We start from the raw sequence: 20,922 nt of genomic DNA, 5'->3' as shown, positions 1-20,922 counted from the left end.
TTCAACTGTGCCTCGAACTGACTAGAATTTGCCCCTGTCCAACAAATGGTTTTTCTATGCCAGAATCGGTAATTTCCAAGCAGTCTGCCTATAGTAGACTTTCCTTATATTATGTCGCATTTTTCTCAGTATTTGGAATTGCGCTGCCTCTTTGGCCACGATGGCTGGAGCATCACATAACTTTGGAATATGTCGGTCTGGTAATGGGGGTTTCATATTGGGCCAAGCTTATATTTGTTCCTGCAACATCTTGGATGGCTGACAGCACGGGAAACCGAAAAGCGATCTTGTTAGCATTGTCCGTTATCCTTATCTGTGGCTTGATCCTGCTACCTTATGTGAGTGGTTGGGTCATTTACGCCGTCATCTGGGGAGCAGCTGGCGCCGCACTTTCTTCTGCGATACCACTTTCGGATGGCCTTACCTTACGGGCTCAACAAACATTGGGCATAGATTTTGGTCGGGCAAGGCTGTGGGGTTCATTGAGCTTTATCACTTTTTCATTGCTGGTCGGATGGACGACGGATGTGTTTGGCATTGAAGCAATCTACATAGCGATGATCTTGACCGCAGTGTTCTTGCTGGTCGCTACAATCTTATTGCCGGCAATTCACACAGTACCTGATCCAGGTAAGGTTTCATTTTTCGCACCACTTTCTCTTCCGAATTTTCCGCTATTTATTGTTACCGTCGCGCTTCTTTTATCGACTCATGCCGGTCTTTACGGATTTGGATCGATCCATTGGAACCGGTTAGGATTTAGCAATACGGAAATAACAGTATTTTGGGTTATTGGAGTTGCAGCAGAAATCGGCATGTTTGCAATTTCCGGCCGTTTAATCTCAAGGTATGGTGCGATACCGATGATTATTATTGCTGCAGTTGGCGGCGTTGTGCGATGGATACTCTTAGGTCTGGCATCTTCAGCAATTATATTGGTTCTCGCGCAAATACTGCATGCGCTGACTTTTACTCTCCTCTATATGGCGTTTATCGGGTATATAGCAAAGCGCGTACCGCCGTCGATTTCGGCTTCTGCGCAAGGACTTTATGATACTCTGGCGATGGGTATTTTCTTTGGCATATTCACAATAGCTGCTGGCTGGCTTTATCAGATTGAGGGGGCCTACAGCTTTTATTTTATGGCCATATTGTCGGCCATCGGGTTAGTACTCGCCTGTATTTTGCTAAGGAGAGTTCGGGCGCATGAGCGGCAAATTCCGAATTAATTCGATATAACTTGCAAGTGGTTGTCCCATAACACTCCGTGATTTTTTGAAGTTACGCCCTCCAAGTCGAAAAACTCACCCTTACCGTTGCTCGCAAAGAATTTATGTCCAACGCCGGCTATTCCACATACGTCCTGACTATGGACTATTTTTGTGAGTTGTTTCGATTCTGTGCTGAATAGCGCCAGAATATTTCCTCTCGGAAATGTCACTCCAACTTGTGTCAAATCTGAATTAATTGCAATTGAGCCGGCATACTGCTTCGTGCGGGCAATTAGAGCTTTTGGCAATTCTACAAAATTGAGTGGTTGCCCAGATATATGGTAGCCGACAATACTAACTTTATCCGAGGCTGGGCCTTCATATTGTCCGCAGAACCATACCGTCTTATCGGGCCCCTCCACTATATGCCGAAGAGACAGTTTATGCATATTCGCAGGGACTGGAACTTTCTCGATAAGGCTTCCGGTATCCCTATCGAGATAATTTAGGGATGGTGCCATATTTGCTATATTGAGTTTTTGCCTAGGGTATTCTGGGTGCGTCGCAATACCACCAATAGCACAGGCGATTGTGTTCTTGTCTGCTAGAAGTACTGTTTCATGTGGACCGATGCCATGGCAATCATACTCGCCAATTCGGCGGTAATTTTGCTGCGCGTCATAAATACCAATACATCCCTGCTCAAATTCGAAATTATTCTCCGCAGCGTACAATAAATTTCCATCAGGTGAAAAGAATCCATGGCCATAAAAATGGCGATTTTCATGCGATGATATCTTTGCGACAATTCGGTTTTCAGTCAAATCCAGGAGGATGGCTATACGGCCGGGACGACGAGAAAAAATCACGGCTTTATTTTTCTGAGGAGAAAGCGCGATATCATGCCCTCTAGCGGGCAGGGGAAAAAGATGTTTTATAGCGCCCTGATGATCCAACCGTGCTGCGGCGAAACCATCCGTCCCCTTTAAACAGGATATAAAATCGCTAGATGTTGATTGAGAGTTTGCAGCCTGCGGTTCAATAATGCCGGAAACTAAGGACATTGCAATAAACTGCCTTCGGTTAATCACCATCGAGAGAATTAAACCCCAGTTGCAATCCCAAAATCTCAGGATAATATATCGACAAAATATCTTTAATGCCTTGAAGAGGGCTGACTATATAAAGCAGTAACTCCCTCATTTTTGCATCTATTGTAATACTATTCCAGGAGACCTTGCTTTGGATAAGCTTGCTAAGCGCGGCATTTATCTGCTTGGCATCGAAAATCAAATTGGTGCTGTATCCTCTTTCACTTGCCGGTAGCATTTCAGCAAATTCTGCGAGATTTTGTAAATTGACGACCGAGGCTACGTTTGTCTGGATGTTCTCGAGAGTCAATTCCGATCGCCAAAATGCAGCGCGCTTCGGTTTCACCTCCTCCATCGATTTGCCAAGTGGTGATTGCAGTTTTGCTTTTGAAACCAGTTCAATTAGCTCAGCAGCAGATTTCAGGATTTCCTGAATTACTTCTCCATTTGACCGAAAAACGCCGTTTGTTGTCTTTGGTGACGTCAGGGTAACTTGGTATCCATTTGGGCTCTCCCATTCCGTATACAAGCTTTGTGATATACCCATTAAATTGCTCGTGATGGCTTTTGAGAAATTACATCGAGCCGCGCTGCTTCCAGCGTCGGTCAATCCTTCGCTGTTCGCGCCAAATAACAAATATTCCAAAGCCGGTAGCCCTTGAATGGCAACCGACTTGCTTTCCAATTTCGTGTCCTTAAGTATACTCCCTCCCGCCAATATTGATTGGACTTTTTTAAGCCCGCGTGAGCGGGTATCTGGCCAGTAAAAAACTCTTTCCAGTCGATTTTCCTGCCGGATTGGCCCAAAGCGGATTACTTCTGCGGCTGACCAGCTAAGCACAGTTGAGCGGAATGCCGCTTTGGCAGAAGTAAGCGTAGCAGCCGTCGGTTTTTCGCATAGATTATCAACCGCTTGATCAAGCTTGATGGTGCTCGTCATAAAATCAAAATAAGTTGGAATGGCAAAATCATTGACAAAATGCTCAATTGTTGCGGTAAACAGCCTTTCTTGATTGTCGTCGGCATGAGCAACGGAGGATAAACCTGCTGAAAAGCCGATGATTGTAGCTAAAGCGCCCAATGTAGATCGAATAATCATCTATAATGATTCCAGAAACTTGATTAGATTCTGTCTTTCATTCTTTGGCAGATTTACGAACGCTTGTTGCGCAGCTTCTGCTTCACCACCATGCCATAAAATTGCTTCCGTTAGATTTCGGGCGCGGCCATCATGAAGAAAATAGGTATGGCCGCTGACTTCCTTTGTCAGGCCAATCCCCCAAAGTGGTGGTGTCCGCCACTGGGTGCCTGTTGCTGTTCCAACCGGCCGGTTGTCCGCGAGCCCGGCTCCCATATCATGGAGAAGCAGGTCCGTGTAGGGCCAAATGAGTTGGAACTTCAACTCCTCTTGGTCTCCTTCCCTGCTCGTAACATATTTCGGCCGGTGGCAGGTTACGCATCCGATATTATAAAATATTTCTTTTCCTTTGAGAACTTCGGGATTGTTAATATTTCGACGAGCGGGGACTGCCAGATTTCTTGAATAAAAGGTGACAAGTTCAAGAACAGGAGAGGGGGCTTCTGTCTCCCCCAATCTCTTTTGAACGCCGGTAGCTTGCGTTAAACAGGCTTGTTGATTTTCAGTACAATCACCCGAGTGCCGGGGGGCGATGTCATTGGAGATTCCTATATCGCCTTCAAAGGCGCCAGCTGATTGCTGAAGCACGGTTGGCGTGGACGCTTTCCAGCCGAAACGCCCTATGGCTCGCTTGCCTTCTGATTTTGGGCCGACCCAGCTTACCTTGCCCTTAACAGCATCATCTGATCTTTGCTGTGTTTTCGCATTTTCAATAATATCCGCTGGATGGATTGCTTCTATTAATCCCAGTCCGATCATTTGAGGCGCAACACGAGGTGAAAGCATGACATCATCGGCTAATGGGCCGTATGACAGGTCAGCAATATCATAAGACGGCTTGCGAAGAGATACTCGTTCTCCTCCATTTAGGAAAGCCTCGATTTCCTCGTAACTGATAACCATTCTCCCCTCAGCTGCAAGTTCAGGAATCGAAAAATCCTGTAATTGCTTTCCGTAGGTAGGCTCAGTAATAACGTCCAGTTCTCCCTTTAGTATCGCTTGTCTCTCAGCGGTATTTCTGGGTGGGATGGAAAGTCGCAGGAACATTGAAGTCGCAGTATCTGCCGAATGTTGGGGAGGATGTCCCCGCCCATCTTTTAGATGGCACCTTTGGCAAGACCGCGCATTAAACAGGGGCCCCAAGCCGTCTGAAGCTTGTGTCGAAGACGGGGAGGAAACCCACAGTTTGCGAAACAAACCATTCCCTAGTTTAAATCGTTCCTGGCCAGAGAAATCAAGGTTTTTTAAATGCTGGGAAAAGGCGTCTTTCGATGGATTAATTGTTGTCGTTGCCGCCCCTGCAGACATGCGTTCGAACCGCTCTGCTTTGTCAAAACTGGCCGTGGGTTTGACGATTTCCCGTACACGAGAAAGATCTGAACCGGTTAGATCATCACGGCGGATTTCTTCTCCCAACACCATTGATGGGAGAGTAAGAAATCCGCCTGCGACTAAAAGAGCAATTGCTCTTTTTTGCTTTTGATTATTTGAAAACAGCATTCACATTGTCCAAACTATCGGATCCTTCGATCTCAATTCTGTCGTAACCAAGGGCTTTCACAGCCCGTTCAATAGAGCGGGTTTGAACGACGAGTTTATCGATAGCTGTTTGCACAACAGCGTTGCCGGTAGGGTTATCCTCACCAATCATCTGGTCATATGCCTCAATAGTTTCAGCTCTTGACTTCAGGGCTGCCATTGCCGCAACCGTCGTATCCAAATCGGTTCTGAGTTCTACATCAAGATTTGGATCCGTATTTTTAACCAAATCTGAAACTGAAGGACCACTTACGATATCACCGTTGGTACGACGATAGTGACCAAGATAGACATTCCGGATTCCAATTTGGTCAAAATAGTGGGAATTATGCGTATTGTCGGAAAAACAATCATGCTCTTCCTCCGGGTCCTTGAGTAGCAAGCCAAGTTTCATGCGCTCACCGGCTAATTCACCATAAGAAAGCGAGCCCATGCCTGTAAGAATGGTAATGACACCTTGTGACAGATTGTCCGTGAGTTCTGTACGGGCAGCGCCGTCTTTTCGCCAAAGTGCGAGCATTTCTTTCAGATCTGTAATTAGCAGATTGGTGGCCGAAGCAAGATATTGTGAGCGTCGATCACAATTGCCGCCGGTGCAATTCTGTGTGTCAAAATCAGTATAGGGCCGATTGCCGGCGCCAGCATTTGTACCGTTTAGGTCCTGCCCCCACAGCAAGAATTCAATAGCGTGATATCCTGTCGCGACATTCGCTTCAACACCTTCTGCCTCATGCAGTGTTGTCGACAATAGATCTGGGGTTATTTCGGCAGCATCAACGGTCTTTCCATTTACCGTGAGAGATTTATTGGCGATAACATTGACTGTGTATAGAGCGTTTTCATCTGAGACAGCACCATAGGAATTGCTTACATAGTCAATAAGACCCTCATCCAGAGGCCAAGCGTTTACACGACCTTCCCAGTCATCGACCATGGCATTGCCAAAACGATATGTTTCGCTTTGCTGATAGGGTACCCGCGCGGCGATCCAAGCGGCGCGTGCTAAGTCCAGTGACGCCTTGGATGGTGATTGTATCAGAGTTTGCACTGCGACTGATAAAGCCTGGGCTGAAGATAGAGAATCTTCAAATATTGCTTCAGCAATATCTGAATATGTTGTTACAACCGAGGTTTTGGAAATTTCGGTGTCAGCCTGAACACTGCTTGACCAAAGAATTGCGCTGGAAACGGCCATCACGCAAATCGGGGTTTTAAAATAGTTCTTGTAAGTCATTATTGCGGTTCCTTTAAAAATCAAGGGCATAGGAGACGAGGACGCCGAGGCCTTTTGAATTAACATCTTCTTCCTCAGCGACCCGCCATGCAGCTGCAACGCCGAGGCCCATATCGAATACGTAACCCACTGTTAAATCGATGACATCATCGTCTGTATCCACACCGGCAGTTTCTGTGTCACGGCGTTGATAGGTTGTGGAAGCGACCCAGTTTTCATAGTTTACAGCGACGCCCGCAGTGAAATATTTTGCAGTGTCGTTTTTCACGCCTCCTGCATTGTCAAAATAAGCGTATTCAACAAGTGGTGAAACGGCGATTTCTTCCCCGATATCAACGGCGTATTCCAAGCCAAAGACGTAACCAAGCTGCCTGTCATCACCATCGTCGCCTGCTGCCAGGGATGAAAATCCTGCGTGATACCTGAACCCCGCAATTTTTTCGAATTCACCATCCAGGGCTACGGCAAAAGAAGAGAGGCTTTCCGTATTCGCCGGACCACCATCAGATTTACGCAAGGGTCCACGCTGTTTTCCTATTGATTTACTAAGGACACTGGTGTCCTGGAAAAATGTACTTGCTGATATTGTGTGCAATCCGGCGGCTTCAATATTGACGCCACCACCGAAACCAATCATTTCCGCGAGTTCGTAGTCTTCGTTCAGATCAGTACCGTATAAACCGGGAGCCAGGTCCCATGCGGTACCAAAGTTTGGTGTGAATTTACCGCCATAAACAGAAAAACGATCTGTTTCATAGTTGGCAGTGACAATGTTTAGATATCCACCCAAATCTTCAAAGGCACGATCTTCGGTCGCATCTTCTACTGGTTCCAGAGTTGCTTCAAAGTTAAGGGAAAAACTTTCCGTAAACTCAACAGAGGTGCCTAATATAACAGTTGGATATAAATCATTTATCTCCGCCGAGGAATCATCGGAACTATAGGTCCAATCATTTTCCACTTCGACGGAAAGTTCTCCGGAAATTCGTGGATAAGATTGTTCCTCGGCCTGTACTGCTGAACAGATTCCGGCCGTTGCCGACAGGGCAATAAAAAAGTGTTTCATTTTCTTCTCTCATTTATGTGAAAAACTTAATCGACAAGGAATTTGACCAGAACGATGACCAGAGAAAGTCGATTTTGTATCAGCAAATTGATATCGCTATTGCAAATCATTTGCAACTTATAAATGATAATGATTATTATTAGCATTTATATTTCGAAATCTTGATATAGGAAACTGTTGTATCTGCGCCAGAATTGTCGAGAACGAGAACTTTTGGGAGGTGATTAATCTATTCAGCGCAATTTCATCGTGCTACGCCAAAGATACAGCGAAAAAAGTGTTTATATAAAATATCGTGACCGTAATTGGAATATCTGGTGACCGAAGCAACGCGTGAGAAAATTGACAATTCAACAGTGACCGTCATCTATGGCCGGTTACTAAAGGAATATGTAGCACCGTACAAAGGACGGGTCATACTCGCTATGTTGTTCATGATGGTCAGTGCTGCAACTGCAGCGGCAACTGCTTTCGTCATGAAGCCAATAGTTGATGAGGTGTTCTTCGAACAGAATCCTATTTACATTTACTATACAACAGCTGCTGTAGCAGTCATATTTGCACTGCGCGGTTTTTCGGCATATGGCCAAACCGTACTGATGGATTGGGTCGGCACACGAGTTGTCTCCGATATTCAGTTGGCACTCTTTAAGAAAATTGTATCGGCGGACCTCGCCTGGTTTCATAGTAACCCTACAGGAAATTTAATCTCCCGCTTTGTTTTTGAAACCAATCAACTCAAAGCAGCAGCGACGCAAACGTTAGTTGCTTTGACGAAAGATAGCTTGACGGCGGTCTTTTTGATTGCGTCGCTGTTTTATTATGACTGGCGTATGGCGCTTGTCATTCTCATTGCGCTTCCTCCCGGAGCATTGGCAATCAGACAGCTGGTAAAACGCTCCCGAAAAGCGTTTCACAAAGTGATGGAACAGACCGCAGATTTTAGTATTTTTCTAGACGAGCATTTTCAGGGTATCCGTGTCGTTAAGGCTTATGGGCGTGAAAAAGAAGCGGAGCAACGAGGAAGAGAAGTAATTGATGAACGCTTTAGATACCAATTCAAAGCGCTTCGTATTCAAGCATCCAGCAGCCCCATTGTGGAAACACTTTCAGGGCTGATTATTGCAGGCGTGATTTTTTATGGTGCCTCGAATGTTGTCGACGGGCATACAACTCCGGGAACATTCTTTGCTTTTATAACAGCGGTAATGCTGACTTATCAGCCAGTTAAGAGCGTCGCCAAGATATTTCCTCAGATGCAAAATGGTATGGTTGCTGCACACCGTATTTTTGATTTGTTGGACATCGTATATAAAGTTGTTGATAAGCCAGATGCTGTCCCGCTGGAATTCCATAAAGGAAAAATTGAATTCGAGGGCGTCAGTTTTTCTTATAATGAGAATGAACCTGTTCTAAAGAATATTTCTCTACAATTGAATGCCGGTAAGCGTATTGCTCTGGTGGGTCCCTCTGGCGGGGGCAAGTCGACAATATTGAATCTCATCCCAAGATTTTATAACGTTAACGACGGGCGCATATTGTTGGACGGGCAGGATGTTCGGGACGTGACGATGGCATCGGTCCGAGACAAAATTGCTTTGGTAAGCCAGGATGTTTTTCTATTTGATGCGTCAATTAAGGCAAATATCGCGTATGGCCGGGACGAAGTTAGTGACGAGGAAATACTAGCGGCCGCGCGGTCAGCTGCCGTTCATGACTTTGTTTCAAGTTTACCGGACGGCTATGAAACGTTAGTTGGCAGTGATGGTGTGAGATTGTCCGGCGGGCAGAAACAGCGTATTGCCATCGCCAGAGCAATGTTGAAAGATGCTCCGATTTTGCTTTTGGATGAGGCTACATCTGCGCTGGATACGGATTCTGAGAGAAAAATCCAGATTGCACTGAAGGAATTGATGAAAGGCAGAACGTCGCTGGTAATTGCGCATAGACTGTCGACAATTTTGGATGCTGACATGATTAATGTCATCGTTGCGGGTGAAGTCGTGGAAACAGGTACACATGATGAATTGTTGGTCCATGGCGGTGTTTACGCCGATCTGTACAATAATCAATTTGCGCTTGACGATTCTGTTACGCCATTTCCGCAAATTAGGAGCTAGATGTCACTCAGATTTCTAGACAGGCGTCTATAAAAAGCTTCCGTTTCTCTTATAACGGTTTCGACAGGAAGTGATTCAATCACATCATCTTCCGTGTTTTCACGAGTAATCGGGACACCTGATGGTGTGCTTGTGAGACAGAGGGAACGCTCACCCCACGGACCATATACTTTCGGCATACCGATACCAAATAGACCGACAGTTGGAATATTGACCGCTGTTGCCGTATGCATGAGGCCTGAATCATTGCCAACAAATAAGGTGCATTGGGAAAGAATTGTTGCGGCTTGCATGGGTGTTGTTTTGCCAATAAGATTAATGACTTGGCTGTCATCAAATGCATTTACGACCGGAAGAGCCTGATCTTCCTCGCCAGGGGCGCCGAGTACTACGATTTTTGCACCGTTCAGTATTCCCCCATCTTTAGTCAGAGCTTTTGCGAGGGCAATGTAGTTTTCGTAGTGCCATTGTTTTTGGTAAAAATTTGCCGTTGGAGCAATTGCGAGTATTTTCCCTTGAGCCGCCGCTTCTTCGAGCCATTTTCTACTTTCAGAAATCTGAAATTCGGTCGGGATGATTTTTGCAGGCAAGGGGCCGTCAAGGCCAATAAGGTTTGCATTGGCAATGACCTTGTGGAGCGAATTGTTGCCGCCTTTCCATATGCTGCGTTGCTTTGCTGGTAAAAAGCCGAGCAGGCAGGAACGAAAATCGACGATCCGATGCCAGTAAACAAAACCAAGGTCGATGGCAACTTCGGGCCAGTGCATGCTGTAACGGCGTTTTTTAACCGCTATGACTCTTTCCACACCTGGAACTGCTTCAAATATATCTTTTGGTATTTCGCCGCAAACAACTGTTATGGGGACTTCGGGTTCCAGCTCAAGCAGGTGGTGAAGTACGCCTGTGGTTAAGACGGCATCGCCCAATCTATTTGACGCAACAAACAAAGTACGCTTCATTACCGGCGCCTTCCAAAGCAAAAAAGAATTAGCGTATTTATACGATAAAATGGCATATCACCATAAATATTCGGCTGTCGAGCAATTGCCCATTAAGGAAGCGGTGTTTATGGTATAAGTGGAAAAAATGAATCATGTCAGGCCGGTGCGACATTTTACGGGAGATAAATCGTTGACTAACATAGCGAAATTACCGTCATTTAAATATTATTTACAAATAGTGGGAGCGGTTTTTGCGATTTCACTGTTGACAGCTCATGTGGCCTCTTCGAATGAAACAGAGGAGTTACAGCTTACAATTACAGGGAATATCCAGTCTGAAAATGGTGCAATTTATTTTAGCCCAGGCGACATGGCGGCATCTACACCGACTGATATCGTAACCACCAGTCCGTGGACAAGCGGTAAAACTGTATTCCGGGGAGTTTTGCTTCGGGATATATTAAAATCGGTCGATGCTCAGGGAACTGTGCTTAAAGCAAGCGCTGTGGATGGCTATACGGTTGAAATACCAATATCGGATGCGGAAAAATTTGATATGATCATCGCCTATCGATTGAACGGTGTCGCGCTGGAAGAGGATGTGTATGGCCCCTTTTGGATTATTTATCCATATGACAGCGATGAGACATTAGCGCAGGAGAAATACCACGCGCGATCAATTTGGCAGCTCACCAAACTTGTCGTTGAATAACTGACTATTATTGTTCGACGAAAATGATGTTGAGGATGTTTCACATTTAGAATGGATCAGTCTTATCAACAGAAAAATTGGTGGTTGATCCGCCACGCGCCGGTATTGACTGATAAAATATACGGACAAATGGATGTCAGTGCCGATTTCTCCAACTCTGCGAGGATAGAAGAGATTGCAAAAAATTTGCCGGATGGCGCTACATATTATTCCAGCGATTTGCAGCGTTGTGTTCAAACGGCTGCCCGGCTTTTGTCCGGACATTCAGAACCCCAGTCCTCCATCGAGCAGTTTACTCAACTGAGAGAGCAGAGTTTTGGAGCGTGGGAAGGGCTCTCTTACTCAGAAATCGAAAAAAATGATGCGAAAGCATATGAAAGTTTTTGGCAGGATCCGGTCGGAAACACCCCCGGTGACGGCGAGAGTTTTATGACTATGTCGAAAAGAGTGACGATCTTGCTGGAAAAATGGATCACGGAAGATGCTGAACGAAACGTCGTTGTTAGTGCTCACGCCGGTCCCATTCGAGTAATGATAGGATATGCGCTCGGCCTGACACCGCAAAAGATGCTCGCTTTGTCAGTTGCGCCGCTATCTGTCACCCGACTAATATCGTTTACTCGCGACGCGGATACAATTTGGCGAATTGAATGTATCAATGACCAGGGCAGCCTTCGTAAACAGTAAGTAGCTCTATATATTCAGGACGATGTTTCACCACTAACACCGGCATCGGCAAAACTTGCCATGCCGTTATGCGCTGCTATCGCTCCTTTGAGTATACCAAGTGCCAGAGCGGCGCCGGAACCCTCCCCTAGGCGCATCCGTAGCGTGAGCAGCGGTTCTTTTTCCAAATGGCGTAGCAATAGTTCATGCCCGGGTTCCGCGGACATATGTCCTGCGACGCAATGATCAAGGGCGGCCGGATTAGCTTTCTTCAATATAGCGGCAGCGGCGCCCACAACAAACCCGTCCAGGATGACAGGAGTTTTATTGTGCCGTGCCGCTAGAATTGCGCCTGCCATCGCCGCGATTTCACGGCCTCCGAGATGTTGAAGAACGAGAAGTGGGTCGTCCAGAATTTCAGCGTGAAGTGACAGGCCTGCATCAATAACAGTGGCTTTCTTCCGAACTCCCTCCATTGTTAAGCCTGTACCAGGGCCGGCCCAATCCGCGCCGGTTCCTCCGAATAGAGCGGCGGAGATGGCGGCGGCAACTGTTGTGTTGCCAATCCCCATTTCACCGACGACCAATAGATCTGTATCCTGCGATAAGGAATTCCACCCTGCCTGCAAGGCCGTGCAGCATTCTTCTTCGCTCATAGCCGGACCTTTCGTAAAGTCCAGCGTTGGTGTTTCAAGAGCGAGCGGAAGAACTGAAAAAGAGGCGCCATAAGCGTCAGCAAGTTGATTTATTGCAGCCCCACCATTTCGAAAGTTTGAGACCATTTGCATCGTTACGTCTCTGGGGAATGCTGAGATGCCCTGGTCACATACACCGTGATTGCCAGCAAAGACTACGACTTGCGGGGAAGTATAAGTCGGTGGATGTTTTCTCTGCCATCCAGACATCCAAACAGCCAGATCTTCTAACCGGCCGAGAGCGCCAGCTGGTTTCGTTAAAACAGCATCCCTCGCAGCAGCAGCGCCCGCCGAAGATTTATCGATAAGTGGGAGCTCAGAATAAAGGCGACGAAATTTGTCAAGTGTGTCGGAAGGCATTCAAATTGATCCGTCTCAAAGGTAACATGTTATCGGGAAATTACGCTTCCATATTAGGCCCTTGTTTCTGGAAAGCAAATGTTTCAAGGGGATTATAAAGGGCAAAAAAACATTAACGCTTGTCAAATTTCGAGAAGCATATATTTATTTGGAATGAACGTTCCAATAATAGTGATGTCTATTCAAAAAAGTGTTCTTCATATAATACAAACTGCGAATTTCAGAAAGGAATTGCAAATGAATACAGAAAAACTTGCACCAGGATCAATTTTTCCAGAGATTATTGTGCCTACGGTTGCGGGCGGTCAGGTCACTCTCGGTAAAACCGGGACTGAGAATGAAAGTTGGCAATTGGTTGTTGTCTATCGAGGTAAGCATTGCCCGATTTGCATGCGATACTTGACAACTCTAGGGGAACTCGAAAGCAGCTTTGCCGAACAGAATGTAGAAATCGTCGCAGTTTCCGGCGACGGGATTGCAAAAGCGAAAGCACAGGTTGAAGAGGGCGGCATAAAATTTCCGGTTGGTTACGACCTTAAACCCGAGCAGATGGAGACGCTCGGCCTGTATATTTCTGATCCACGGTCTCCGGAAGAAACAGATCAGCCCTTCCCTGAACCTGGACTATTTGTCATCCGTCCTGATGGCCAAATTCAGATCATTGATATCTCCAATGCGCCCTTTGCAAGACCTGATTTGAATTCTATTTTAAAAGGTATCACGTTTATCCGGGAAAAAGGGTATCCAATTCGCGGGAGGCATTGAGTTAAGCTAATCATAGGAAAGGCAGATTTATTACAATCAGCCTTTCCGCAATTTCCACTTTTTATAGTTGCAATTAATAACAAATATACCCATATTGAGAGTAGTTGTCCGAGTGATGCTATTTCGGGCACGAGTTAAAATCGAAAGATATGGGGAATTAGCGATATTGTCGATAATCTGTTGATCAGAATCAACGACCTGCTAGCAGCTTCCGTATTACGGTCGCCCGACGGGCAAATACGGGGATTGCCGAGGTAAATTTTCAGATTCTGAAGTTGCCATTTCTGGTTCATTTTTCAATGCCTGACTGGTAGCAAAATATTGGTTAACTCGATCGCCTGCCATGCACCCGTAAACAATTAAAAATAGAAACTTTGCTGAGACAGAAGTAACTTGTAGAGGTGATCTGGCGTAAGCTGTGGTTTCTGTTTGACGATACTGAAGATTATGGGAATAAGATCGATGCGAGAAGAGAATATTGTAAGGTCAGAGAATGGAACTTATGAGAATGTCGCGTGCAAGGTAAAGTGGTTTAATACGGCTAAAGGATTTGGTTTTGTTCAACCTGAAGATGGATCGGGGGATGCGTTCATACATATCTCGGTTTTACAAGAGATGAGTCTGCAAGGCCTCCCAGAGGGTGCCTCGATTACATGTGATCTTTTTACAGGAGATCGCGGGAAACAAGTATCGAAGATTCGTTATCTTGGACCAGCACCATTGATGGCAAAGCAGGATCCCAATCGTAAATTTATTGCCGGTACCGTGAAGTTTTTTAATTCGCAAAAGGGATTTGGATTTGTGATGCCCGATGATGGCTCCCTCGATGTGTTTGTCCATATGAAAATACTTGAGAAGTCTGGCTTGGCTCTGCTTGAAAAGGATCAAAGGGTTCGGCTCTTTCTTTCTGAACAAGATGAGGAGACAAAAGATAAAGGTCCCTCAGCTGAAGCCGTAGAGCTTATCGATGGGGGCTATGAGAATTCGTAAACAATGTCCAGTAGATCGCGCAAGGCATAGTGAAATTTTGAGTTTTCGCTAGATTAAGAAATGGCTGATGCCATACGCTTAAAGCGGTCCGTTCCCAAGATAATTGACAATATCCAGCTCTAAAACGTTGCCAATTGTCTTGAGAACGGGCAATCTTGTCCGTGAATCAGGAATCATATCAACCTGAAATAATTAATAATAAGAATCAGGAGGAAATCTCGTGTCGAACGTTTTATCAGGTATCAGGGTGCTCGATTTTGGGCGATATATCGCTGGGCCTTATTGCGCAACTGTATTGGCGGACCTGGGAGCGGAAGTTATCAGGATTGAAAAAATTGACGGGAGTGAAGATCGTTATCTCACGCCGCTTACGGAAGACCAGACCGGAGACGGCGCGTTATTTCTGCAAATCGGCCAGAATAAGCAGGGGATGACTCTTAATCCCATGAAGCCGGAAGGCCGGGAAGTCGTACAACGTCTCGTGAAGACCGCTGATGTTGTCGTTGCGAATTTACCAATCGAAACCCTTGAAGCAATGGGACTTGATTATGAAAGCCTTAAGGCCGTCAAGGAAGACATAATATTGACCCATGCCTCGGTATTTGGCGATGACGGTCCCTACAAAAACCGGGTGGGATTTGACGGTCTCGGCCAGGCCATGTCCGGTGCCATGTATATGTCCGGTGAAAATGGGGAGCCTCGAAAACTATATGGGCCCTGGGTGGATTTTACAACGGCGATGATGGGCGCTGTTGGTACGATGGCCGCGTTGAAACATCGGGATCAGACTGGCGAAGGCCAACTGGTCGGGACGTCTTTATTTGGATCAGCGGTTTTAATTTCGAGTGTCACGCTGATGGAGCAGGCGATGCTCAATATTAATCGGGTTGGAACCGCAAATCGCGGTCAAAATGCTGGCCCTGCCGATACATTCAAGACAAAAGATGGGTGGGTTCTGGTTCAATCCATTGGCTTGCCTTTGTTCGAGCGCTGGACAAAATTAATTGGCGAAGAACATTGGCTGACGGATCCCAGATTTAAAACTGACCAGGACCGCGGAGACAATAATCACATCCTGTCTGAACGGATGTCTGAATGGTGTCTCGAACGGACGACGAAAGACGCAATTGCGGAAATGGATGCTGTTCGCCTGCCATGTGGTCCTGTCATGACGCCACAGGAAACTTTGGACGATCCTCATCTTGCCGCAATGGGTCTATTGAAAAATGTTCCTTATCCTGGCTTTGAAGATGGCGTACCTGTTACAGAGCTTCCAATAAAAATGTCAAAAACCGATACAAAGCTCAAGCACCGGGCTCCGACACTCGGGGAACATACAGACAGTATAATGGAAAGTCTTGGCTATTCAGCTGAGGAAATTGCTGATTTGAAATCTAAAAGAGTAGTTTAAATCTGTATTAGTCATTGGTTGTCGGGTTACACTGGCAACCAATGATCCAGGAATTTATCCAGCCAGATTTTGACTTCCGGGTCGTACTTTCGCCTGCTTCTGAGCTGAATTTCCTTCGATTGCGCCCCCGGGTCGCTTAGCATATGGGCTGCTTTGGTCGCCCACCGTTTATTCATGGCTTCGGTCACTTCTGGGTGAAACTGAATACCGTAAGCATTTTTTCCTACCCGATAAGCCTGATTAGGAAAGTAATCTCCTGTTGCCAATAAAGTTGCATCTGCAGGAATTTCGAAACCCTCTCTGTGCCACTGATAGGCATTGAGTGGTGCATCGAATAAATCATTCCCTTCGTCCGTTGGACTAACACAATAGTACCCAATTTCACGAACTCCCTCTGGATGTTCGCTAACCTTTGCCCCTAAGGCCCGCGCCATAATTTGCGCGCCGAGGCAGATGCCGAGATAAGGTGTTTCTGTTTTTAAAAACAAGTCAATTATCTTCGTCTCTTCACGAATATAGTCTTCGTGGTCATCATTGGCGCTCATGGGGCCGCCAAAAATCACGGCTGCCGCGTGATCATCCATAGTTGTTGGTAATGGGTCCCCAATAGCCGGAATGCGCATATCCAGTTCATAACCACGAGTTCGGATTGCTTCGCCAACCCGGCCAGGGTCGGACGAGGCCTGATGCATTACGAGCAAGATTGTGTTTGATGGATTTTGGAGTTTAATAATTTTTTCCGCTGACTTTAAATTTTAGATTAGTGTTTTCGTCAAATCTGTTGTGAAATTTTTCACAGTTTATCTTTCTTTGCGACTGTGGCAAGCCCATATAGCGTAAATATATTAACTGATATTCGAAATGATGTGTTTCCTTTTCAAGAGGAGTTGAGATGAGTATTTTAAGTAAGCTATTGATTCTTATCTGCATTTCTGTGAGTTCCATTTGGTCCTCAGCAGCGTTTGCGCAATCCGGCCTACCGTCAGATAGTGATATTGTCGGAGAGGAATTTACCATTAAAGCGGGCGACTTGCCGAAACCCTACGCAACACCGGTTGAGGCGCTCCCGCCTCGAATTTGGAATAGTAATGAAGAAGGTGACTTAAATCTCCCTCCGAATTTTAAAGTCAAAGCATATCGATCGGAGCTTACCCACGCGAGATGGTTAGAAGTCTTGAAGAATGGTGATGTGCTGGTGGCGGAACCGAGAGCCGGAGAGATTACGCTGCTGCGCGATACAAACGGCGACGGTGTTGCAGACATGAAAACAGAATTGGTTTCTAATCTTGATCGACCCCATGGGATGGCTGTCGTTGGCGACTGGCTTTACATCGGGGAACCCAAACAAATAAGACGGGTTAGGTTCAGTGTCGGCGATACCAAAGCTACTGGACGGATAGAAAATGTCACAGAACAGGGATCTCTAGGAGATGGCGGGGGTCACTGGACCCGCAATCTTCTATACGACGAAGGCGATCATGCCCTGTATATTTCCATTGGAAGTGCGGCGAATATGGACATAGAGCCTTCTCCCCGTGCGACAATTCAAAAACTCGATCTATCAACAAACAAATTGGAAACCGTGGCGTCCGGTTTGCGTAATCCTGTTGGTATTGATTTTGATCCTGTCACTGGAAAGCTCTATACGGTTGTTAACGAGCGAGATGGTTATGGAGATGGATTGGTTCCAGACTATTTAACTCACGTAATACAGGACGGTTTTTATGGTTGGCCTTATGCCTATTCCGGCACTATTCCCGACCCAGATTATGCCGACGACGCGCCTGAAATGGTTTCGAAATCTTTGCTGCCAGATGTACTCTTTCGATCTCATTCGGCGCCGCTGGGATTGATATTTTATAATAGTGACCAATTTCCAAAAGAATATCTGAATGACGCGTTTGTCGCCTTTCATGGTTCTTGGAACGCTTCAGTGCCAACCGGCTATAAAATTGTCCGCGTACCGTTTGAAAATGGAAAGCCAGCTGGATCTTATGAAAATTTCGCCACCGGGTTCAGAACAAATGCGACGGACGACGGCGCGGCAAAAGTATGGGGACGCCCTGTCGGGCTTGCTATCGCGACGGATGGGGCATTGCTTGTTGCCGACGATGTTAGTCAAACCGTATGGCGCATCAGTTATGCTGAATAGAAGTCGATGATCACGGATATCTATAGACTCAGGCCTCACCTGAGGATATATCAAAGGAACTTTGTGGATGATCTTCAAATTGACTGAAGAGGAAGTCGGCAAATATCAGGAACAGTGAGTGAAGAGATCTAGGCATGAGTTGGACTGAAGAACGTATTGAAAAATTAAATAAACTCTGGGGTTCCGGGAAAACCGCGGCTGAAATTGCGGAAGAATTGGGTGACGTTACCCGCAATGCAGTTATTGGTAAGGCTAATCGTCTTGGACTGTCTGCGAAAGCGACACCAGCGGTTCAAAAGCCGAAGAAAAAGGCGCTGCCCCCTCATCGGGCCTGCCAATGGCCAATCGGTCACCCTGGTGAAGCCAATTTTCATTTTTGCAGCGATGAGGCTGTTCCAAGCAAACCCTATTGCCTAAAACATTGTAATATGGCTTATCAGAACAAGGACAATAGCTAGGATTTGGCTAAGCTTGCATAAACATCTCGAGATTCAAGGATAGTTTTTCGCCCAGCCATAAAGCATTGTCTCTGTGATCTTCCAGATCATTACCTGTTTCCGGGTGAACGAGAATATCAAGTTCCTGCCGATTGATCATGAGCCAGGGGACAATCTTTGAAAATTCAGTTGCGTTAAATGCCACCTGATACATCGACGTTGGATGAGGCCCTACGGGTTCCTCCCGCCAACGTCCCAAATTTATGTTGAATTTTTCATCAAGCTGCTCGCGTAATACAGCAGCTTTTTCTCTGTTTTGCGTATTATAGTAAATATGAGCGTGATAGCCGTTGATTGTTTGCTCTGCATTTCTTGGCATTACTTTTATTCCTCGAGAATCTGCTGGCCATTTCCGGCATATACTTGTTAACATAATTTCTCGAGGCGAAGTTACAATAATCAATTTAAATTAGCGTATTTGGAACTCGAAAAAAATGAGGTCGATGACGACCCTAATAATAAACCGGAGGTAACCGTGTCTTACGACGAAATTTTATACGAAGTTGATGATCAAATCCTGACAATTACATTAAACCGCCCTGACAAACTCAATGCTTTTACGACAGTAATGAGGGATGAATTGATCGACGCGTTCGACCGGGCTGACGAAGACGATGATATTCGAGCCATAATCATCACCGGAGCGGGACGTGCTTTTTGTGCAGGTGCCGACTTGGGTAAGGGTAAGGAAACGTTCAATTATAAGGCGCAAGGCAGGATGGATGATTCCGGATTGCATCGTGATGGTGGTGGCCGTGTCACATTGAGAATGTATGAAAGCAAAAAACCAATAATCGGAGCGATTAACGGGCCTGCGGTTGGCATCGGGATTACGATGACCCTGCCAATGGATGTTCGATTGGCCTCAGAAAATGCAAAAATTGGATTTGTCTTTTCGCGACGCGGTATCGTGCCGGAAGCGTGCAGCAGCTGGTTTTTGCCGCGTCTTGTTGGAATCTCCCAAGCCCTACAATGGGTATATTCGGGACGTGTCTTTTCTGCACAGGAAGCGCTGGAAGGTAAGCTCGTAAAATCCCTTCACGCGCCAGAAGATTTGCTGGATGCAGCGAGGGCAATCGCAAAAGATTTTATAACGGACACGGCACCGGTTTCGGTTGCTTTGTGCCGCCAAATGCTTTGGCGTATGACAGGTGCGGACCATCCTATGGAAGCACATAAAGTGGATAGTCGCGGCATAGCTTACATGGGGCAAAGCCCAGATGTTGCAGAAGGTGTCAGTTCGTTTCTCGAGAAAAGGCCGGCCGAGTTTACCATGAAACCCTCAGTGGATATGCCTGACTACTATCCATGGTGGGAAGAGCGTAAATTCGAATGATCTTCATTGGATCGTAAGGGGACGCTTTCACCGCTTGCGGTGAAAGCGATTCGCTGATCAAAATCCGAAAGGATCTGATCCGTGGTACGTGCTGAAGGATACGGGAGCGTCGCTCCAAACAAGGATATGACAACCAAAATTACTCGTAAGCTCAGCTTCTGTTCCAGGCTCCAGAGTTAAGAACTGATTGGATTTTGCAGGGACACCGCCTGTCGTTAAATCCCCTGCGATGATAAAAATATCTTGTTTTTCAACCGTTGAATAGCTTGGGATTTTGGCGCCGGGGTCGAGATGCAGGGATGTCATACGAAAATCGTGATCCGTATGCGCGTAATCATACAATATCCGTAGAGTAACGCCTTCTGGCATATCAGGTGAAGGGGCGATATCGAGCAGCTTGTAAGGCACGACTATGGGATCCCTTGTTGCGGCAACTTCTGGAAACTGATCTCGATGTGCACCAGGATGAATAGCTGACAACTGTTCGTCTTTCATCGGGTATCTACTCGATCCTTCAAGACGGGAAACAATCAAAACACCTTCGTAAGAATATGCATCATGTGTATCGCCCGGCGGATTAATACCGACACAGCCTTGCGTGAAGGTACCTCCATAATCAGTCACAGATCCGCTTAAAATATAGCTGGCACCAACGTCCTCATGTTGATGCAGGCCACTTTCAGCATAGGGGTCAAAGCGGAACAGACCTAAAAATTTTCCGCTATCGAGATCAACGCGAGCCGGTTTGTAAAATAACCCTTCCTTGCCGACATTCACCCATTCCGTCTCCGCCATATCAAAGACGTCGATATTTGCTTTTTTTATTGCGCCGTGTGAAGTCATACGGGAACGTCCTTATTTAGAAGCTTTTGCATAAGCTTAGTACGGCCTTAGAACATTTGCATGGTAATTCTGACCTGGCCAATTCTTGCCTCATGCCGCTGTCGTCATATTTAGCTTCGTACAAAGGCACGCAAGGATACTAATAAACTGCAGTC

General features: G+C 46.2%; 20 protein-coding genes. 10 read left to right on the top strand and 10 right to left on the bottom strand.

The window, feature by feature from the left end:
* Positions 1 to 56: 56 nt before the first annotated feature.
* Positions 57 to 1,229 carry an MFS transporter gene (locus NBZ79_RS16930; protein WP_251933727.1) on the top strand — a complete coding sequence of 391 codons (1,173 nt, stop codon included), beginning with the start codon at positions 57 to 59 and terminating at the stop codon, positions 1,227 to 1,229.
* Here the strand turns inward: NBZ79_RS16930 and NBZ79_RS16925 are convergent.
* From NBZ79_RS16925 to NBZ79_RS16905, 5 genes are read right to left on the bottom strand one after another with little or no spacing between them, the layout of a single operon-like run.
* Entirely contained in the window at positions 1,226 to 2,305 is a 1,080-nt protein-coding gene (locus NBZ79_RS16925; RefSeq protein ID WP_251933725.1) for a DUF1513 domain-containing protein, read from the bottom strand. The genes NBZ79_RS16930 and NBZ79_RS16925 overlap by 4 nt on opposite strands.
* Positions 2,295 to 3,401 carry an imelysin family protein gene (locus NBZ79_RS16920; protein WP_251933723.1) on the bottom strand — a complete coding sequence of 369 codons (1,107 nt, stop codon included), beginning with the start codon at positions 3,399 to 3,401 and terminating at the stop codon, positions 2,295 to 2,297. Before NBZ79_RS16920 ends, NBZ79_RS16925 begins: the two co-directional genes overlap by 11 nt.
* A complete protein-coding gene (locus NBZ79_RS16915) occupies positions 3,402 to 4,940 on the bottom strand; it encodes a di-heme oxidoreductase family protein (protein ID WP_251933721.1) in 1,539 nt (512 codons plus the stop codon).
* On the bottom strand, positions 4,924 to 6,213 hold the full coding sequence (locus tag NBZ79_RS16910) for an imelysin family protein (RefSeq protein WP_251933720.1): 1,290 nt from the start codon (positions 6,211 to 6,213) through the stop codon (positions 4,924 to 4,926). The genes NBZ79_RS16915 and NBZ79_RS16910 overlap by 17 nt, the downstream gene beginning before the upstream one ends.
* 13 nt (positions 6,214 to 6,226) lie before the next feature.
* Positions 6,227 to 7,279 (bottom strand): hypothetical protein, encoded by a 1,053-nt coding sequence (locus NBZ79_RS16905; protein ID WP_251933719.1) that lies wholly within the window; start codon positions 7,277 to 7,279, stop codon positions 6,227 to 6,229.
* Between the two features lie 317 nt (positions 7,280 to 7,596).
* Between NBZ79_RS16905 and NBZ79_RS16900 the strand changes: the two genes are divergently transcribed.
* The gene (locus NBZ79_RS16900; RefSeq protein ID WP_251933718.1) at positions 7,597 to 9,399 is read left to right on the top strand and encodes an ABC transporter ATP-binding protein; all 1,803 of its coding nucleotides are present in this window, start codon (positions 7,597 to 7,599) and stop codon (positions 9,397 to 9,399) included.
* On the opposite strand, the gene NBZ79_RS16895 is transcribed toward NBZ79_RS16900, so the two are convergent.
* A complete protein-coding gene (locus tag NBZ79_RS16895) occupies positions 9,396 to 10,358 on the bottom strand; it encodes a glycosyltransferase family 9 protein (protein ID WP_251933717.1) in 963 nt (320 codons plus the stop codon). The genes NBZ79_RS16900 and NBZ79_RS16895 overlap by 4 nt on opposite strands.
* 172 nt (positions 10,359 to 10,530) lie before the next feature.
* Between NBZ79_RS16895 and NBZ79_RS16890 the strand changes: the two genes are divergently transcribed.
* Positions 10,531 to 11,052 carry a putative pterin-binding protein gene (locus tag NBZ79_RS16890; RefSeq protein ID WP_251933716.1) on the top strand — a complete coding sequence of 174 codons (522 nt, stop codon included), beginning with the start codon at positions 10,531 to 10,533 and terminating at the stop codon, positions 11,050 to 11,052.
* 51 nt (positions 11,053 to 11,103) lie between these two features.
* Positions 11,104 to 11,739, top strand: a complete 636-nt coding sequence (locus NBZ79_RS16885) for a histidine phosphatase family protein (RefSeq protein WP_251933715.1) — start codon at positions 11,104 to 11,106, stop codon at positions 11,737 to 11,739.
* A gap of 14 nt (positions 11,740 to 11,753) precedes the next feature.
* On the opposite strand, the gene cobT is transcribed toward NBZ79_RS16885, so the two are convergent.
* Entirely contained in the window at positions 11,754 to 12,773 is a 1,020-nt protein-coding gene (gene cobT, locus NBZ79_RS16880; protein WP_251933714.1) for a nicotinate-nucleotide--dimethylbenzimidazole phosphoribosyltransferase, read from the bottom strand.
* A gap of 237 nt (positions 12,774 to 13,010) precedes the next feature.
* Between cobT and NBZ79_RS16875 the strand changes: the two genes are divergently transcribed.
* The 3 genes from NBZ79_RS16875 (at position 13,011) to NBZ79_RS16860 (ending at position 15,939) form a co-directional block, all read left to right on the top strand.
* Positions 13,011 to 13,538, top strand: a complete 528-nt coding sequence (locus NBZ79_RS16875; RefSeq protein ID WP_251933713.1) for a peroxiredoxin-like family protein — start codon at positions 13,011 to 13,013, stop codon at positions 13,536 to 13,538.
* 462 nt (positions 13,539 to 14,000) lie between these two features.
* Positions 14,001 to 14,528: a cold-shock protein gene (locus NBZ79_RS19725; protein WP_420854548.1), complete on the top strand. Its 528-nt coding sequence runs from the start codon at positions 14,001 to 14,003 to the stop codon at positions 14,526 to 14,528.
* Between the two features lie 220 nt (positions 14,529 to 14,748).
* Complete coding sequence (locus NBZ79_RS16860; protein WP_251933712.1) at positions 14,749 to 15,939, top strand: CaiB/BaiF CoA transferase family protein; 1,191 nt, start codon at positions 14,749 to 14,751, stop codon at positions 15,937 to 15,939.
* Between the two features lie 26 nt (positions 15,940 to 15,965).
* Here NBZ79_RS16860 and NBZ79_RS16855 read toward each other — a convergent pair whose 3' ends face one another.
* Positions 15,966 to 16,631, bottom strand: coding sequence for a glutamine amidotransferase-related protein (locus tag NBZ79_RS16855; RefSeq protein ID WP_251933711.1), 666 nt, complete (start codon positions 16,629 to 16,631; stop codon positions 15,966 to 15,968).
* A 200-nt stretch (positions 16,632 to 16,831) separates the two neighbouring features.
* Between NBZ79_RS16855 and NBZ79_RS16850 the strand changes: the two genes are divergently transcribed.
* Positions 16,832 to 18,091, top strand: coding sequence for a PQQ-dependent sugar dehydrogenase (locus NBZ79_RS16850; protein ID WP_251933710.1), 1,260 nt, complete (start codon positions 16,832 to 16,834; stop codon positions 18,089 to 18,091).
* Between the two features lie 134 nt (positions 18,092 to 18,225).
* The gene (locus NBZ79_RS16845; RefSeq protein ID WP_251933709.1) at positions 18,226 to 18,549 is read left to right on the top strand and encodes a GcrA family cell cycle regulator; all 324 of its coding nucleotides are present in this window, start codon (positions 18,226 to 18,228) and stop codon (positions 18,547 to 18,549) included.
* Between the two features lie 7 nt (positions 18,550 to 18,556).
* On the opposite strand, the gene NBZ79_RS16840 is transcribed toward NBZ79_RS16845, so the two are convergent.
* Positions 18,557 to 18,907, bottom strand: coding sequence for a DOPA 4,5-dioxygenase family protein (locus NBZ79_RS16840; protein ID WP_251933708.1), 351 nt, complete (start codon positions 18,905 to 18,907; stop codon positions 18,557 to 18,559).
* 156 nt (positions 18,908 to 19,063) lie between these two features.
* Here NBZ79_RS16840 and NBZ79_RS16835 point away from each other — a divergent pair, with 156 nt between their 5' ends.
* Entirely contained in the window at positions 19,064 to 19,924 is an 861-nt protein-coding gene (locus NBZ79_RS16835) for a crotonase/enoyl-CoA hydratase family protein (RefSeq protein ID WP_251933707.1), read from the top strand.
* A gap of 57 nt (positions 19,925 to 19,981) precedes the next feature.
* On the opposite strand, the gene NBZ79_RS16830 is transcribed toward NBZ79_RS16835, so the two are convergent.
* Positions 19,982 to 20,767 (bottom strand): cupin domain-containing protein, encoded by a 786-nt coding sequence (locus NBZ79_RS16830; protein WP_251933706.1) that lies wholly within the window; start codon positions 20,765 to 20,767, stop codon positions 19,982 to 19,984.
* Positions 20,768 to 20,922 lie beyond the last annotated feature (155 nt).

The organism is Sneathiella marina, from assembly GCF_023746535.1.
GTDB classification, from domain to species: domain Bacteria; phylum Pseudomonadota; class Alphaproteobacteria; order Sneathiellales; family Sneathiellaceae; genus Sneathiella; species Sneathiella marina.
Note: the sequence above shows the minus strand (reverse complement) of the source record. Positions and strands in the feature narration are given on the sequence as shown.

Coding starts and splice junctions, on each gene's coding strand:
- NBZ79_RS16930 (WP_251933727.1), top strand. CDS start 57: ATGCCAGAATCGGTAATTTCCAAGCAGTCTGCCTATAGTAGACTTTCC.
- NBZ79_RS16925 (WP_251933725.1), bottom strand. CDS start 2,305: ATGGTGATTAACCGAAGGCAGTTTATTGCAATGTCCTTAGTTTCCGGC.
- NBZ79_RS16920 (WP_251933723.1), bottom strand. CDS start 3,401: ATGATTATTCGATCTACATTGGGCGCTTTAGCTACAATCATCGGCTTT.
- NBZ79_RS16915 (WP_251933721.1), bottom strand. CDS start 4,940: ATGCTGTTTTCAAATAATCAAAAGCAAAAAAGAGCAATTGCTCTTTTA.
- NBZ79_RS16910 (WP_251933720.1), bottom strand. CDS start 6,213: ATGACTTACAAGAACTATTTTAAAACCCCGATTTGCGTGATGGCCGTT.
- NBZ79_RS16905 (WP_251933719.1), bottom strand. CDS start 7,279: ATGAAACACTTTTTTATTGCCCTGTCGGCAACGGCCGGAATCTGTTCA.
- NBZ79_RS16895 (WP_251933717.1), bottom strand. CDS start 10,358: ATGAAGCGTACTTTGTTTGTTGCGTCAAATAGATTGGGCGATGCCGTC.
- NBZ79_RS16885 (WP_251933715.1), top strand. CDS start 11,104: ATGGATCAGTCTTATCAACAGAAAAATTGGTGGTTGATCCGCCACGCG.
- cobT (WP_251933714.1), bottom strand. CDS start 12,773: ATGCCTTCCGACACACTTGACAAATTTCGTCGCCTTTATTCTGAGCTC.
- NBZ79_RS16875 (WP_251933713.1), top strand. CDS start 13,011: ATGAATACAGAAAAACTTGCACCAGGATCAATTTTTCCAGAGATTATT.
- NBZ79_RS19725 (WP_420854548.1), top strand. CDS start 14,001: ATGCGAGAAGAGAATATTGTAAGGTCAGAGAATGGAACTTATGAGAAT.
- NBZ79_RS16855 (WP_251933711.1), bottom strand. CDS start 16,631: ATGCATCAGGCCTCGTCCGACCCTGGCCGGGTTGGCGAAGCAATCCGA.
- NBZ79_RS16850 (WP_251933710.1), top strand. CDS start 16,832: ATGAGTATTTTAAGTAAGCTATTGATTCTTATCTGCATTTCTGTGAGT.
- NBZ79_RS16845 (WP_251933709.1), top strand. CDS start 18,226: ATGAGTTGGACTGAAGAACGTATTGAAAAATTAAATAAACTCTGGGGT.
- NBZ79_RS16840 (WP_251933708.1), bottom strand. CDS start 18,907: ATGCCAAGAAATGCAGAGCAAACAATCAACGGCTATCACGCTCATATT.
- NBZ79_RS16830 (WP_251933706.1), bottom strand. CDS start 20,767: ATGACTTCACACGGCGCAATAAAAAAAGCAAATATCGACGTCTTTGAT.